At 34.1% G+C, this 17,981-nt stretch carries 8 protein-coding genes; 3 read left to right on the forward strand and 5 right to left on the reverse strand.

The features are described 5' to 3' along the window. Nucleotides 1-73: 73 nt before the first annotated feature. Genes ABW637_RS20575 through ABW637_RS20585 form a run of 3 tightly spaced genes read left to right on the forward strand, consistent with a single transcriptional unit; the run spans nucleotide 74 to nucleotide 5,321 of the window. Nucleotides 74-2,521, forward strand: coding sequence for a YfhO family protein (locus ABW637_RS20575; RefSeq protein WP_367586613.1), 2,448 nt, complete (start codon nucleotides 74-76; stop codon nucleotides 2,519-2,521). 5 nt (nucleotides 2,522-2,526) lie between these two features. After that, nucleotides 2,527-3,822, forward strand: a complete 1,296-nt coding sequence (locus tag ABW637_RS20580; RefSeq protein WP_367586713.1) for a glycosyltransferase family 4 protein — start codon at nucleotides 2,527-2,529, stop codon at nucleotides 3,820-3,822. 44 nt (nucleotides 3,823-3,866) lie between these two features. Further along, nucleotides 3,867-5,321, forward strand: a complete 1,455-nt coding sequence (locus ABW637_RS20585; RefSeq protein WP_367586614.1) for an oligosaccharide flippase family protein — start codon at nucleotides 3,867-3,869, stop codon at nucleotides 5,319-5,321. A 96-nt stretch (nucleotides 5,322-5,417) separates the two neighbouring features. Here the strand turns inward: ABW637_RS20585 and ABW637_RS20590 are convergent, their stop codons facing one another. The 5 genes from ABW637_RS20590 to ABW637_RS20610 form a co-directional block, all read right to left on the reverse strand. Next, the gene (locus ABW637_RS20590) at nucleotides 5,418-6,731 is read right to left on the reverse strand and encodes a hypothetical protein (RefSeq protein ID WP_367586615.1); all 1,314 of its coding nucleotides are present in this window, start codon (nucleotides 6,729-6,731) and stop codon (nucleotides 5,418-5,420) included. Between the two features lie 526 nt (nucleotides 6,732-7,257). Beyond that, nucleotides 7,258-10,998: a hypothetical protein gene (locus tag ABW637_RS20595; RefSeq protein ID WP_367586616.1), complete on the reverse strand. Its 3,741-nt coding sequence runs from the start codon at nucleotides 10,996-10,998 to the stop codon at nucleotides 7,258-7,260. A 42-nt stretch (nucleotides 10,999-11,040) separates the two neighbouring features. Continuing rightward, nucleotides 11,041-15,384, reverse strand: coding sequence for a DUF6443 domain-containing protein (locus ABW637_RS20600; RefSeq protein WP_367586617.1), 4,344 nt, complete (start codon nucleotides 15,382-15,384; stop codon nucleotides 11,041-11,043). Between the two features lie 21 nt (nucleotides 15,385-15,405). Next, nucleotides 15,406-16,554, reverse strand: coding sequence for a hypothetical protein (locus ABW637_RS20605; protein WP_367586618.1), 1,149 nt, complete (start codon nucleotides 16,552-16,554; stop codon nucleotides 15,406-15,408). A gap of 660 nt (nucleotides 16,555-17,214) precedes the next feature. Then, entirely contained in the window at nucleotides 17,215-17,694 is a 480-nt protein-coding gene (locus ABW637_RS20610) for a hypothetical protein (protein WP_367586619.1), read from the reverse strand. Nucleotides 17,695-17,981: the final 287 nt, after the last annotated feature.

Raw genomic sequence — 17,981 nt, forward strand, 5'->3', positions numbered from 1 at the left:
AATATGTAATATTATTACAGAAGTAACTTATATTTTTTAATTTGGCGGTTCATTTCGTAAACTCGCACTTATCATGTCTTTAACCAAAAGATTTTTACCCCATATTCTTGTTCTCTTAGGTTTTTTAATTGCTTCGATAGCATATTTTAATCCCGTTCTTAGCGGAAAAAAAATGCGACAGGGAGATATTGTGCAGTATACCGGGATGGCCAAGCAACAAACCGATTTCAGAAATCAAACAGACGAAGAACCATATTGGGCTGATAATGCATTTGGAGGAATGCCGACATATCAATTGGGAGCGCAGTATCCTCATAGTTATATTAAGAAATTAGATCGATTGATTCGATTTTTACCAAGACCAGCAGATTATTTATTTCTGTATTTTATTGGTTTTTATGTCTTATTGTTAGTGCTTAAAGTTGATTATAAGCTTGCCTTTCTGGGCAGCTTGGCCTTTGGTTTTTCTACATATTTTATTATCATTATTGGAGTTGGGCATAATGCCAAGGCACACGCAATAGGGTATATGCCTTTGGTATTGAGCGGAATTATAGTCACATTCAGGAAAAAATATATTTGGGGATTCTTTTTGTTGGCAATTTCAATGGGGTTAGAAATCGCGGCAAATCACTTTCAGATGACCTATTATCTCTTCTTACTAGTTCTGGTACTTGGGGTTTCGTATTTGATTGACGCCTACAAAAAGAAGCAAATACCAGATTATTTTAAATCCTTAGGAGTAATGGTCGTGGCCGTACTTTTTTCAGTATTATTAAATGCTACAAGTCTTCTTGCAACCAGGGAATACACAAAGTATAGTACCCGAGGAGATACAGGCCTGACTATCGAATCTAATGGTAAAGAAAAAAGTAAAGGTGCTGGTTTGGATTTTGACTACATTACAGAATATAGTTATGGTCGTGCAGAAACTCTTAATCTATTTATTCCTCGATTTATGGGAGGGTCTAGTGCAGAAGACATAGGAACTGATGCAAATATTTATTCAGAATTATTGGGGTTAGGAATGCCTGCAAGACAAGCTAAATCGATAACAGAAAGCGCACCCACATATTGGGGAGATCAAACCTACGTTGGGGCTCCTGCATATATAGGAGCTGTCGTTATATTTCTGTTCGTTCTTGCCTTGTTTTTAGTAAAAGGAAGACTAAAATGGTGGATCGTAGGAGGAACGATATTAGCATTGTTATTATCATGGGGTAAAAACTTCAGTTTTCTTACTGAGCTTTTTATTGACTTTTTTCCGTTATATAATAAATTTAGAGCAGTATCATCCATTCAGGTTATTATAGAGTTATGCCTTCCTATTCTGGCGATTATTGGAGTGCATAAACTGTTAACCAATACGGTCGAACAAGAAGTGAAGATTAAAGCTATAAAATATGCTACTGCAATTGTGGGTGGGCTAGCAGTTGTACTTTTATTGTTTAAGTCTGCTTTATTTGATTTTAGCGGAGCTAATGATAGTATTTTTATACAACAATTAGGACCAGATTTTGTTCGCGCACTTAAAGAAGACCGAAAGGCAATGTATACTTCTGATACCTTACGATCATTAATCTTTGTATTGTTAACCGCTGCAGCATGTTGGTTTTATCTAAAAGGAAAATTAAAGGAAAATTTACTAATAGTCGGGCTGGGGGCTTTGATAATTATAGATTTAATTTCTGTAGACTGGAAATATGTAAATAAAAGCAACTTCGTTTCTTCAAGAGAGTTTAATAAACCATTTAGCCCAAATGCAGCCGATAAAGAAATTCTAAAAGATAAAGGGCACTTTAAAGTGTATGATCTTACTGCAAATCCTTTTAATTCTGGTAGAGCTTCGTATTTTCATAATGCAATAGGGGGATATCATGCTGCTAAACCAGGAAGAATGCAAGAGTTATTCGAATTTTACCTGGCTAAAAATGACGTTGGAGTTATGAATATGCTTAATGTAAAATATATCATTACTCAAGATGAAGATGGTATAAAAGCTCTAAATAACCCTTATGCCAATGGTAATGCATGGTTTGTTTCAACATTAAAACCTGTAGAGACTGTAAATGATGAGATGTTGGGGTTGAAAAAGTTGGACACCAAAAAAGATGCTATTTTCAACGCTAAATTCAATGAGGTAATATCCAAAACTAATTATGTTGTTGATAGTATAGCCTCGGTATCACTTATACAACACAAACCCAATCATCTGGTATATGAATCGAATAACCCTAAAGAAGGTTTTGCAATATTTTCTGAGATATATTACCCCGGTTGGCAAGCATATATAGATGGGAATCCAGTGGCGCATGCACAGGTAAATTATACATTGCGAGGAGTACCCGTTCCTGCAGGAAATCATAAAGTAGAGTTTAAATTTGAACCGCAGGTTATACAAACAGGAAGTACAATTACACTTACCAGTTCGATACTCTTTCTATTGCTGATTGTAGGGGGAGTGTTATATCAATACAAGAAAACAGGTAGTATACTATCGTTAACCCAAGAAGAGAAGTAATTCGAATTTTGAAAGTTCTAATCATAACATACTATTGGCCGCCAGCAGGAGGCCCCGGAGTGCAGCGATGGCTTAAGTTTGTAAAGTATTTAAAAGATTTTGACATAGAACCTATTGTATATGTACCAGAAAACCCTACATATCCCTTAGAAGACGATTCTTTATTATCAGACATTCCCAAAGATGTTACGGTCTTAAAACATCCTATTTTTGAACCTTATCGGTTCGCTCAGGTTTTTTCGAAAAAAGAAACTAAAACTATCAGTAGAGGGATTATATCGGGTAAAGAAAAACAATCATTCATTCAAAGGGTATTGTTATTTATTCGTGGAAACTTTTTTATACCCGATGCACGTAAGTTTTGGGTGCAACCCTCTGTGAAGTATCTAAACAAGTACCTTGCTGAACATGAAATCAATACGATAATCACTACGGGGCCACCGCATAGTATGCATATGATAGGGAAGGAGTTAAAAGCACAGATGAATCTAAATTGGATAGCCGATTTTAGAGACCCGTGGACTACCATTGGGTATCATGATAAATTAAAGCTCACAAAACGATCAATCCAAAAGCATAAATCTCTTGAAAAAGAAGTTTTAAATACTGCAGATCAAATTATTGTGACCAGTTTTACTACTCAGAAAGAATTTGGGGAGATCACTGATACGCCTATTTCTGTAATTACTAATGGGTATGATACCGAAATGAGCTCTAATGCAATCTTAGATGAACAATTTACGATATCACATATTGGATCGTTATTATCTGGTCGCAATCCCAAATACCTATGGAAAGCTTTGTATGAATTAACGCAAGAAAATGAAGCTTTTTCAAAGGCGTTTAAACTGCAATTGGTTGGTGCGGTGAGTGATGATGTGCTTTTAACAATTACAGAAGTGGGTTTATCTGATTTTCTGGATTTAAAGGGGTATGTACCTCATGGCAAGGCGGTAGAGATTCAAAGAAGTTCGCAGTTATTGTTATTAATTGAAATCGATAGTAAAGAAACCCGATGTATTATTCCGGGTAAGTTGTTTGAGTATATGGTTTCAAATCGACCGATAGTAGCTATGGGGCCTAAAGATGCAGATATTTCAAAATTAATTGCAGAAACTAATTCAGGATGTTTTTTTGAGTATCATGAGTATCAAGCTTTAAAAAATGAAATATTTAAGTATTTTAAGGAGTATCAAGATAAGAAACTGGTTTCACGGGTAACAGGAATTAAAAAGTATAGTAGGAGGGAGTTAACACGAAGTTTGGCTGAAATACTAAGAGAACTAAAAACCAATGAATAAACAATTTGTCACGCTGACATATCATTAAAGTTGTAATTATAAGAATGGGAATAGTAGTAAATCAATCTATTAAAAATGTAGTGATTACATGTCTTGGCTTTGGCGTTGGGGCGGTGAATACGCTATTTTTATACACCCATTTTTTAGAAAAGGAATATTATGGTTTGGTTTCTTACCTGATTTCGGCCTCTAATTTGATTTGGCCCTTACTGGCTTTTGGAGTACAAAATACTCTGGTGAAATTTTTTTCATCTTATATGAATCAAGAACAGCAAAATAAGTTTTTAAGCTTCATGTTATTGCTACCCCTTGGGATAGCAGTTGTTATAGGAAGTATTGCAACCTTGTTGTATAGCACTTTGCTCGACTTTTTTAGTGAAGGAAACACTATTGTACAACCTTATGTTTGGACGATTTTTGTATTAGCTTTTGCAACATCGTATTTCGAACTTTTCTTTGCGTGGTCTAAGGTAAAATTGAAAAGCGTTTTTGGTAACCTAATGAAAGAACTTTTCTTAAGAGTCTGCATTAGTGGGTTACTGTTTCTGGTATATTTCAAACTACTTTCTGTAGAGCAGTTTATTTATGCATTAGTCATTGCATATGTAGTACGCACACTGATCATGAAAGTGTATGCGTTTAGTTTACATCGTCCTAAATTTCGTTTTTCTTTACCCGATAATTTTGTTTCGGTTCTAAAGTATTCTTCATTAATATTGATAGCCGGATCGGTTGCTACGTTATTGATTGATTTAGATAAAGCAATGATAGAGCGCTATATGCCTATAGAGAATCTCGCAGATTATCAATTGTCTGCGTTTATAGCGATAGTAATTATTATACCTTCTAGAGCGATGCATCAGATTACGTATCCTCTAACCGCAAAATTAATGAACGAAAAAGCGTATAGTGGATTAAAAGATTTGTATACCAAAAGCTCGATTACTCTTTTGGCTATAAGTGGGTTGTTATTTGTGCTAATTATCTGTAATGTAAATCAACTATTTGAGATGTTACCTGTACAATATGAATTGTACATATGGGTAGTTATTCTTATCGGCTGTGTGAAGCTTTTTGATAATTTTTTAGGGAATAACAATTCTATACTTTATAATTCAGACTACTATAGACTTATCCTGTATATTGGTATTGGGATGGCAGTGCTTACTGTGGTATTAAATTTAATTTGTATTCCTATTTTCGGAATTACGGGAGCAGCTATCGCTACATTTTCGGCAGTGGTTTGTTATAACCTGGCTAAATTATGGATTGTTTATACTAAGTTTAACATGCACCCGTTTTCGAGAAATTCGTTTTTAGCACTGCTACTAGTTATTGTATTTGTTTTGGGGTTTTACTTTTGGGAGTTACCTTTTCACCCTATTCTTAATATTATCCTGAAAAGCTTTTTGATCACTACCAGTTATACAACAATTCTTTATATGTTGAAGATTTCTCGGGATATTAATAGCCTGATTGATAGTATCCTAAGTAGGTAATAGTAATAAAAAGAAAATCCCTCGAGGTGCATGAGCATCTTCTCTAAGGGATTTTCCAACTAACCAACCAAAAAAATAAATGTCGTTTATGTTTTCTTAGCTTCTACTTCTAGCAGATCGAGAACGTGAGTTACCTGATCTTGCTGATCTATTTGAAGTATTGCTTCTTTGTCTGTTTATTGTTGACCTAGACTTGCTAGGTACTCTACTGCTATAATTACTGTTATTAGATCGCTTTGTTGCATTTCTAGAGTAATTTTTTGCTGTACTCCTTGATCTTTGTACTTGATTTGGTTTTGCTACCGATCTTTTTGGAGTACTATTTCTCTGATATTGAGACCTACTTGTATTCTGTGATCTGTTTGCTACAGCACTTCTTGTTCTCTGATTTCCTTTTGCATAGCTTCTAGACGGAGTACTTCGTTTAGTCGATTGCACTCTTGGTTTAGCTTGCACATTTCTACTTACAGAACGTGTTCTTTGATTAGGGCTTACAGATCGAGTTCTAGTTGTAGTTCTTGTACCATAGTTATTAGATCTACTTCTGTTTGTGTTTTTTGTACCATAGTTATTAGATCTGCTACGTGTAACATGACTTTTTCCATAATTACTAGACCTACTTCGCGTTGAATATCTTGATCCATAATTAAGATCATTTCTTTTATACATTGCAGCTCTTCGATCTCTATTTCTATAACTTACTGCTCTCGCATTAGAACCTCTATATCCTCTGTTATAACTTGCCACTCTATTATGAGGTCTGTAATAGTTACGACTTCCGTAAGGTCTGTTATAATATCCGTTATAATAGTTATTTCTGTATACCCTATAAGAATATCTGTATGGTGTATAATATCTTCTATATGGTCTGTTATATACTATACATCTGCTTACTACAGGCACCGTAAAGTAGGCATGAAAAGGTCTATATACATAACGTCTGTTATAAGGGTTAATAAAACCTGTACAGTTTAAAAAGTTTCCGTAGCTGTTATAGTGTACATATAATCCACCAACTCTAGAGATTCGTCCGTAATTATTATAATTGATAAAGATATCTCCGGCCTGTGTAATTCTACCATAGTGATCATAAAATATAGGCGTATTTTCGATTTGCACTACAGCTCCGTAATCATCATACTGTACATAGGCATCATAATCATATCCCGAATTAAAACTAATGTTTACTCCCGGTGCATTAACACCAACGCTTACACCACCTCTTCGGCCATTAAGATAAAAATCGAATTGCCCATCTGCGTATATAGAGAAATCAATTCCTCCTTCAGAGAAGATAAAAGATTTACCGCTATTATAATAACGTGCAGTTGATTCTGTACTGGTTTCTGATGCGTTAGCGCTAAACGTTGCTAATAAAAGCCCTGTAAAAAGTAAAACAAATTTTTTCATAATTCTTGATTTTAAGTAAGCACCTCAATTTGTGTATTTTGATGCTCACTATTATAGTATCAAGCAGCGTGCCAAAAAATTAAAGTATTGAAAAACAGAGTTTTGTGTGTTTAGGGGTATGTTATATTCTTATTTTAAACATGGAGTATATATTATATCTAGAAAAAATAGTTTTGAAGATTTGAGATGATTTTTCTTTTGGAGCATACAACTTTAAACGTCGATATAAAAAATAGAAATAGGGAAGAGGTACGGTAATTTTGTTTTCCCAATGTACCGTACCTAGATTTATTTTCCCTTTCAAACTCAACATAGCAATAATACGAGTACTATAGGTATCTCGAGTTCTGGATCTATATAAAGTTAAAGATCCAGTACTTATTTTTTTAATTTTTTATATAATAAAGGATTAAAGTTCTGTTTTGCGAGTATAGCTTAAGCATAACAATAGATTCAAAACTCTTTTTAAACACAAAAAGCTACCCATATAGGATAGCTTTTACTAGTGTAATTAAATAAAGTATCTTTAGTTAACTTTATAATTGTAGATATTCTTTTTTAAGACGTTATTATTTGTGTCCGTAACATAATCTAATCTATTAAAACTATCATAGAAGTAATTTAATTCTTCTTGTCGTTGATTAATTTTTGTTACAATTTTTCCTTCTATATCGTATATACTAGCGTCAATCATTGATGTTGAAAGCCTATCATATAGTTTTGATAATTCTCCCTTAAGCGTTGTATTATTAAGATTTTGAAGAGCGCTTAATGAAACATCAAGATTATTTATGACAGTGTTATATCCTACATTTGATAATGTTGCAACGGGGAACCTATAATTGTAGCCAAATAGTATAGAATTATATTGTCCTTTACCGTTGGTCGTTTCTATAATCTGACCATAATCATTCATTTTTGTTACTTCATAATTCTTTCTTAATGTATTAGCAGAAAGTCCTGACCAGGTTTCTGAAGCAAATATTTTATTATCACTACCCTTTATCCAAATGGTTCGGTTAACAGAAACAACTTTGCCATCGATCTTTGATATTTCTTCATAAGGTTGACTAACCAGATTTCTATCATTCATAAAAGGGTATCGATCTATTGCGTAACTAATTTCTGTTTTTTCTGTTTGACCTTTACTATTTACAATTGATGTCGAAGAAGGGAAATAATGGGGTGCTGCATAACTACTAGATTTTGTAGTTTTTATGGTTTTACCATTATAGATTGTTTCTTCCTCCTGTTTAGTTAGTTTTAATGTGTAGTTTTTAGAAAAAGGCTTAAATTTTGTCCAGGTATTTGTTAGCAAACGCACCGTATTGTTGCTAGTATCCTTTATTCGCTCTTCTAATAATACTCCTGCCATTTGAACATCTTCAGATCCATTATTATATTTTTTTTCTATTTTACCTATAGAAGCAGTACCGAATCCTTTATTTTCAACGGTTACATTTCCATAAAATGTAGTTTCATTATTTGGTGAAGATTTTGGAGCGTTGTAAGTATATACAGTTTCCCTTACTTCGCCATTATTATTATCAATTTTTACTTTACCCACAACGATATCATAGATAGGGTTATTTAACTTATCATCAATGACTCTATGTAAATAAGGAGTAAATGAGGTTGATCCATTTGGATTTGTAAAGCTTTTACTTCTCAACCACATTGTTTTTGGATTCATAAAGGGAGTTCTTCCTGCAAAAGAAGGTGGCGAATCCGTATGAAACTTTGCTCCTAAAGATATATAGTTCAATTGGTTTGTCTTTTTATCTTTATAATAAAATCTTGAAGACGTTGGACTGTAGGATCCCGATGCGAGTTCTACAAATCCATGTGATAATCCATCGGTATGAGTAAATACATTATCGTAATTAACAATATTTGCTGTTTGTGCAAACCTTGAAGTGTTTGAACTTAGATATATTTCATTTCCGGCGATCATAAAATCTTGTACAATTCCTGTTAGCTTATGAATATCCCCACTTTGATAATTTGAAAAACGATACTTTTGGAGGTCATAAATCCAGAAGTTAGAATTGGGATCATAGTATGCATATCCAATATGACGGTTGTTTCTGTAGCTTTGAAACATTAAGATGTCTTCCCCATATGTTGGTTTAGCATAATTAAATCCGTATGACTCAGGTAAATTACTTACGTTCCAACTTAATCCATTAAATCTTGCATATCTAAAAGGATATTGATAAAAGCTATTTTGCAAAGTAAACATACCTGTATATGTTGATATAATCGGATTAGTATCATCATAAGTTCCTAAAACATTATCTGGTCGCTGTAGGTTATAGTCTTTATCCCATCGCAAAAAGAATTCTGGATTGTCATCAGCTACAAAACCACTCATAGCATTATCAGGGTAGAAGTAACTTGGCTTTTCTATACCTGCAATATAGGGATCTGCCTTAGCAGACCATGATTTAGTTTTCCATATATTAGAGATATCCAGATAGTGCATATAGTAATTATCTTCATGATCAATATTTGTAATCATATCAAGCCCACCATCCTCATCTAGAGATAAGACATAATTGTTAGTAGCTCCATAATAATATTGACCATTTCCTTGATAAATGGTTTTACTTTGCCATTGATTATTATCCCAAGTATAAGTATGCAAATTACCTATATGATGTGTGCCGATGGCTACAAACTTATCTCCCTTAAGAAGTTTTGGTATACCAGCTCCTATATTGATGTTAGTATACGTTTTATGGTCCCATGATACACCATCAGATTCTAAATGAAAGAGATCTAATCTACCTTTGAAACCCTCTACGTGTAAGAAAGCGTAAAAATCATCACCAAAAACAGTATAAAAATTCTGCAACGTAGGTGCTGAAGGATTTGCAATAGTGTAAGGGAAATCAAATCCATTTCTTATCCAAGACTGACCGTTCCAGAAATGTCTAATTACTTGAAAAGAATGTTTACCATTAACGGGTAAAGGGCTGTGATACATCCTTAGTGCGTACTTATCTCGTGTAGCGATAGAGTAGTAGTAGTAGTCTGTATTTTTGGGATTTGCATTACCAAATTTATTTTCTTCATTAGTGAACAAATATTTGTTATTATATTCATAGTTAACCGAACCTCCTGAAGGGTAGGTAACCTTTTTAATGCCCCCTTTAAAATCACCGGTTGTATAATATTCGAAATGTTGTCCGGGTAAGAATTCTCCGTTTGCATTTTCTTGTGTAATATTTTGTAGATAGCGTTTCTGATCTTCGGCAGAACTATTATTTATTAAGGAGTAAGCAAAATTATAGTTATAAATAAGCTGATTGTTACTATTATATGTACGTATCTGTTGTAAATATTTCTTTTCATAGCGCTCTTGATAAGCATCTGGTTCAGTCTGTTCTGTATGAGGTTCATAGATTTCTCCCAGACTTTTATCAGTATATGAAAACCTGACACTTTCGCCTGTAGATGAAGTTATTTTTTTTAAATAAGCAGCTTCAGTTTGATGTACACCACCTATGGTACTTCCTTGAATCTCATATTCGAATTGTATATTATTGTTCCATTGATCGCGAATAGTAGTTAGATTCCAGGCTATGGTTTCTCTTGCTCCCCCGGTTTTAATAGAATTCCCCATCCAGTTTCCCCAAGCCACTAGATTTTCTCTAGAATTTTGTGTTTTACCGTATATATACTCGGCACCTTCCTCATTAGTCACTACCCAATAATCAAGAGGAGTTTCTGTTACTACAACAGGATTTCCGGTAAAAGTTTTATGACTTTTATAATAGTTTACTTTCCATGGAGAATAACTTTCTGTATGAAATTCCCAAATTTCATCCCCTTCAACGTTTCCTGGATCAATTTTATTAAAACAATTTAGTTTTGTGCTACTCGTACCATTTTGTAAATAGAACACATCATCATCTTTTGCTGCGGTATTTTTATTATCCACTATGACCCTGGGTATGTTTAACTTAAACCCAACTCCAACTGTACTAGTGGGCATATACTTGTTAGTATATGATCCTTCATCAAATGCAAGATTACCGTTGTAATTTAGAGAGACATCATAGTATACTGTTCTAGATGCTATTTTGGTAACAGGTACCGAGAAATTAACTTTCCCTGTGGGCTCATTAATTGAGCTTTTTACAAAGCCTTCTATATTTTGCCCAGCATTAAAAGTAGATTTTTTCGGTGTTATTATATCCACTTCTTGGGCGCTAACTATGGCATTTATAGATATTATGATTGCTAAAAGAATTTTCTTCATTTTTTTTTAATTTTCATTTAAGTAACTTCTTTAATAGCTTCTTTAAAAATTGTTATAATAGTAATTTCCTCGGTTCAGACTATGATTAAAAGAAGGTACATATGGTTTTAAACCTGTTCCTCCAATTGAGTTTTGAAAAACTTGATCAAAAGAATTGTAATATTCGTTTGCGAAACTAATCCCTTCTTGATTGTACCTATTCGTAAAATTGACCTGCTTGATAGTATCTGCAAAAAATGCAGTCTTATCAAAAGCGATAATATAAGCTGCAAATATTTCTTCAAAATCGGCAGGCATAGATGGCATAGTGTAGCCCTGATTTCTATTAGGATGTGTATGAAAACTTGCTCTGGCATATGTGGGCCTATCACTAGTGTTATAGTCTACTTTAGAAGAAGAACCCCACTTTAGATCTGATACTTCTCCGTTTTGAAGAAAATAGCCTCGTACTTCACGATTTCTGGCAAAACTTCTTTGAACAGCAGTACTAAATTTTCGATAACCACTTCTGGTCAAATCACCAAATGCTTTAGGACCGTTTTGATAATCTTGGTAATATAGTTCTTCTAATATTAAATAAGTGGCTAACGCCTGTGCTCCTGAGATTCCAGCTGAAGAAGCAATTTCTCCAAAATCCCCTCCATTTAAGCCTTCCTCAAGACCACCAGAAATAGCTCCGCCTGTAAAGGACCCTATACCTCCACCTATATAAGACCCTACCATGCTTCCGATTACATTACTTTCAACTCCTTCAAAAACACCATTTCCTTGTATTAAGTTTGCCGATGTAGTTGATGCGGCTGCACTTGCTCCGGCAGCTAATGTTCCTGCATAAGCAATTCCTGTACTAGTTACGGCTCCTCCGGTTGCAGCTCCCACAGTTGCACTAAAACCTGAAACGGTTGCACCTTTTATACCTGCTCCTATGGATTGATAAATATCTCCACCATTACTTGCTGTAGAAATAGCAGCATATGCTGCACCAACTACAGTTGCTAATATAATTCCTGCAACCACAACAGCCTCAGAGTACTCTCCATTTGGATCGATTACTGCTACGTGATTATTACCCATAGCCAGATATGGACTACCAAATTGATTTTGAGGATCAGTATTAAACCAACGACCTACTGTGGGATCATACATTCTGGATCCAAAATCATATAGATCTATATTATTATCTTCTTGTAGTTCTTTGCCTTGATACTTATATTTAAATTCTGATGCTATAGAACTATTAAATTCTCCACTCTGAGTTAAGCCCATAGGGTAATAGTCTGTATTTGATAATAACTCGGCACTACTTATGGTACCGTCACCATTGGTATCGCTATAGGTAACCCTGTTATTACCTAAATGGTCAGCAAGGGTGTAGACATATTTATATAGATTAGCGTTATCTTGATATACATAGCCTTCATCCATAGGAAAGAACTGCAATTGATTTTGCTGGTATTGAAATCCTCCTAAATACTCTGTTTTATAAGTGTTATTTCCAGTATTGAAAGTTTTTGCCAGTTTTCTACCCGAAGCATCATAAGTGAAGTTGATACTCTTTCCATCATTAAAAGTTACTTTTTTGATAAGATCTAGATGATTATAGGCTATCTCACTAATGTTTTTATTCAGGTCTTTGATCATATTACCATTTTCATCATAAGCATAATCATCCTCATTAATATTACCGTCTATAAAACCTACAGTTTTATTTGCATTATCAGTTATTGAAGTTAATTGGTTACCATTTGATAAACCATAATTATAAGATAATTGATCCATGATTTCGGATGGTCCATTACGGTCTAAATACTTTATATTTCCATTGGTGTCATAATTTATATTATGAACCTCAAAAGCATTATTAGATTCTCTAACAAGAGAATTACCAATTAAATAGTTTGCATTAGTTACTCTATTCAATTCATCATAGGTATAAGCGTATGATTTCTTTGTATTATCATGCTTAGATCTCCAGATACTTTGCGTAATATTTCCATTAAAATGACTATTTGCTTCAGCATTGGTACCTTCGATAGGATCATTATAATTTAATTTAAAAGCAAATAATTTATTACCAATATCATCTACATCATTGATTTCTTTTAACCATCCTCTTATATTATATGTGTAGGAAACTTGTTGTAATGATGTGTTGGACGAGGCTAATCCACCAACATTTTTATTCTCAATGTTTCCAAGTGCATCATATTCATATCGATGAATTAGCTCCTCAGATTGATTATTTATTTTCTTGTATGAGGCAATTAAGCGTTCAGAGGTGTCATATTCATATCTGTCATGAATAGTAAGTGGCGTTGAACTATTGACTCTTTTATGCGTAGTAATAGTCTTCTCAGTATTTCCTCTAAAATCTAATTTGTTGTCCGTAGTAGTATATCCTCCCAGATGATTTTTTTCATATATTTTAATATTTCTACCTTTTTCATCATAAAAAGTATACGATTTAGACCAAGAATTCTCTTCAAGTGTTTTTGTCCAGTTTGCTGTAGGTAATCCTTGAGTTTTATCTGATACTAATTGTCCTTCTATGTTTGAAGGAAGAGAAGGCTTGTCTAAGTCTACAAAATTATAATCATCATAGTAGTTTACGGATAAGAGTTGGGTAATACCATTTTTAGGATAAGCGCTATTGGAATAACTAATGTTAACACCATCAATAGAATTTGTACCCGATATACGTTTCTCAACATTTGTTAAATTTGTTGAATTGTTAATGAAATTATCAACTTCCAATTGCAGATTTTCTCTTGATTTAGTGCTAAAACACTTTCCACTATACACAACTCTTCCAAAGGAATCATGTTTGGTAAACAACCAAAGGTTTTCTTCCCTTAGGTTCGCATCTTGTATGAGGATAGGGTTATCTAGTTGATCATAAACAATGTATTCCCACCCTTTACCGGGAGTTTTTTTAGCAATTTGCCTTCCAAGTTCGTCATATTTGAATTGATAAACCAGTTCATCAAGGGTTGTAGTGTTTACCGAAAACAAAGCAGGAATAACCTCTCTAAAGTCAAAATCAATTTCTGCAACTTTAAAGGCTGCCTGAGGATCATTATCAGGGCCATTACGTGCCCTTAAAACATTGTGAATACTTCCATTTTTTATCGAAAATTCATACCAGCTACTATCATTTGAATTATAAATATCGAACAGGTGACGGTCTGGGACAATAGTTCCATTGTTAGGGAATGTAAAGATGTTTCCTAGTTTTAGATAAGCTCCATTGCCAGGATTTGTATCATCAAATTGAAAATTTATTTGTGCTCCAAAATCGTAATCTGTAGTGACACCAGCTTCTGTATGAAAACTTTGCAAAGAAATATAGCCTGATCCTCGCCATTGCACCAGTTCTGGGTTTTCAACAAAACTGTCAAATGGAATAGCCACGTCAAAAATTTCATATGGAGTATTATTTAACATTTTTCCATTAGCCTTTGGAGGCATCATATATGCTAACCTACCATAATAGTCATAAACATATTGAGTGATTTGTTCTTCTATACTTCCATTGTTACCTATATGGTTTATTTTTGCAATGATTCTACCATTTTTATCGGTATAGACTTCTGAGGTATTTAGTTTACCATCAGCCGGCTGCCAGTTTTCGTTTTTAGAGATATTTTTCATCAACTCATTCGGATTGTAGAAATTAATTCCTAAAACTAGGTTTCCAGAATTATCAATATCATATAACCTTATTTGTTTAGCATCGTTGATGTCATAGTCATATTTTGTGGTATGATCAGTGTCATTTGTATAAGACATTTGCCAATCATTACCGGGGCTTGCAGATTCTAATACCCTGCTTAACGGAGAATTATCAAATCGTTGCTCTGTAAAAGGATTGGTATCTCCATATTTTGTTTGGTAATAGGTATTAATTTCTAACGTTGGATTATTAACCAGGTTCCCGGTATTTTGAGTACTTGCAAATGGGAGGTATGATTTCTCAATTCTTCCGAATTGATCATACTCATAATGCTGTACAAGATCTTTACCATTTGGACTTTGGCCTATATTGATCGATTGTATTGACCTTCCTAAACCATCATAATAGGTAATATCTCTAAATACCGACTCGTTAGTAGTAGAAGGATCGTTAATCTTCAAGGTTACATCAGGTGTAAGAACAGTGTTGTTTTCTAAGGTTATGGATTGTGATGCAACAAAAGTTTGATTACTGGCCGCAAAATCGATAATCAAATTATCTATTGTACCGTTAGAAAATTCTACCACGTTTGCCAATTCATCTATAGTCATGGCCTTTTTGGGAACAATAGACATGGTAAAGTTTTGATCCAAAGATTGGGCGTAGGAGGTTAGCGTTACTGCACTAAATATTATAAATAACCACTTTTTCATAGAGAATGTATATTGGTGATTTTATTTTTCAATTAAAAGACGTTCTAACTTTGACAATCGGGCTTCGAGGGTATTGTTTTTAGTCTCTAATTTTTGATTAATGATAAGCTGTTGTTTAATGGCTTCATGTTGAGATTTTAATTCTTTCTCTTGAGCAATAGTGTAGAGGGTAAGCTCTTCTATTTTTTCCAAAAGCTTTTTATTCATCTCTCCTAATTGAACTCCATCTTTTTCAACTTCTTTGGCAGATGGAATATTGATCAAATGACCTTTTTCTGCAATATGTTGTTCTACTTGATATAGGGTAGGCAAGGAGTAATTTTCTTTGAAAACATAATCGGGCCATCCTACCAGGTCTACTCTAACTTCTTGTGCATGAATTTTACCATTTACTGCAAGTTTATATGCTCCAGGGTCGTTTGTACCAATGCCTACATTTCCATTTGCGATTAAATCACCATTTACTAATGCTCCTCCATTATTTACAACCAATTTATAGCCCATATCACTTAAATATCCCCCATATTGTCCGATAACGATTCTAGCATCTGAGGTAGGCATATGGATATAAGTGGCAAATTTGCCGGGTGCCGTTTCTGATCTATTTAATTTAAAGAAATGAGTTCCTTTGTGATCATCTAGATCTATCCAGGTATCTGTATTCCTAGAAACAAAATCATGTCTTAAGTTTTCTGATTGATCTGTTATTCCAAATGCAGTATATCCAGACCCTGTATCGGTAGGATCAACAACGAACTCAAAAGTTCTTCTATCTGTTTTATACTCACGACCTATAGAGACAGGAATCCATCCATTATTTCCCAAACTACTAGAATCGAAAACACCTTTTAATCCGCTAATGGTATTACCACTTATGCTACCTGCTGTTTGAAAATTCCCTAAAGTATTTAATGCAGCAATGGGAGTTTGGCCAACCACACCCCAAGTCCAACCTCTTCCGGCGGTATTACTCATATTCATTTTAATACTGTAATCAGTTACAGGCCCAAACTTATATTCGGCGGCATTACCCATGTGTATCTTGTAGGTATCACTGTTCCAAAATCGTAAACCATTTCCATTACCGGCGGTAACATTATATTGTGTTTGTTGCGAGAAGCCTAAATATGTTATAGAACAAATTAAAACTAGGAGTATTTGATTTTTCATTTTAGTAAATTGATTTTTATGATGATTGAAATACATGTTAACTTTTATTATGGTTTGTGTGTATAATCTAAATGCGACAATGATAGTAGGTTTAATAAAAAAGGAAGTACTGAATCTTCAACTACCTACAGATCCAGAACTTATTTTTTTAAGTTTTTATAGTTGGTTATTAGATCAAATAGGTTGTAGACTCTTTATAATAGGTTCGCAATTCATGTCTAGGTGGTTATGCACTGGTTCTATGCAGTTATAGATCGATTCAAAGTGGTTTCGTACACTCTTTAGTTGGTATATCACTTAGGGTTGGGGAGTTGATTACTGCTTCGAAGCGGTTCTATACCCATTAGAAACAATAGTATACCCATTATAATGGGTTGCTGTATTGGTTCGAGATGGTTCTGCACCTATTTGAAGTGGTTCAATACCTGTTAGAACCGGTAAATTACCCGTTCTAAATACCTATGTAACCTCTTCGAAAGGGTTTCGAACCGCTTCGAGATACTATGGTATAGGGTAAAAAGGGTTCAGGACCTGGTTAGGGGTGGTTCGCAACCGGGTCAGGGGTGGTTCAGAACCACCCTCTAGGGGGTATCTGATGGAGGTAATAGTGTGTATAAAAAAAGCCGCTGTATAGCGGCTTTTCTAGAATAATTGTAATTATTATTCGGTTTCATCTGTACTTGTTGCTGTAGATTTATTAAACAGTACTTTCATATCCTCATACACGGGTTTAGCACCTGGTTCGTTTTCTCCGGCCAAAAAGCGCATCATACGATAAAAACTGAGTGCATTGGTATAATTGTCATGATCCAGCAGTGTTTTGGTGTCTAGTAATTGTTGTGACAAGTTGTTGAGTAGTTGTGCTCGGCTCTCTACTTGCTCTCTGGTTTTATGATCTCTATCAAACTCTTCTTTATCCAAAAACCGTGGAATCCAATCTGGGTGTTGCTCCATATAATTTTTGGCTTTATCTACGATAAGTTTATTGTGGTTACCAATACTACCATACTGTCGTCTTTGTTCTGGAGTAATGTTAACCGTCTTACCTTTGAAGATGTTTTGAATACCTGTCATGTGATGATCCAATTCTTTTAATTCTTCTTTCTTAAAATCAATGCTAATTAGATTTTCTAATGCCATTTGTGTGAATATTTTATTTGATTAATAATTAGAATGGCAAACCTAAAGCTAAATGCAATGCTGCGGTATGGGGATTATATCCCTTTTTGAGTAGGGGAAATTTCTGGAAAGATATTAGATGAGAGAGGTGAGGAGCAAGGCTTCTATTTGAAAATAAGGAAGTTAGCTATAATCACTGTTTTTTTATAGTACAAAAGTTGCTTTTTTGAGAATATGGTTTCCCGTAATTTGTTGTTTTACAGGGTGTTTTAGGATTTTGAAATTGAAGTTTTTTTGAGTAACCCGGA

The sequence above is a fragment of the Aquimarina penaris genome, assembly GCF_040786285.1.
Classification (GTDB): domain Bacteria; phylum Bacteroidota; class Bacteroidia; order Flavobacteriales; family Flavobacteriaceae; genus Aquimarina.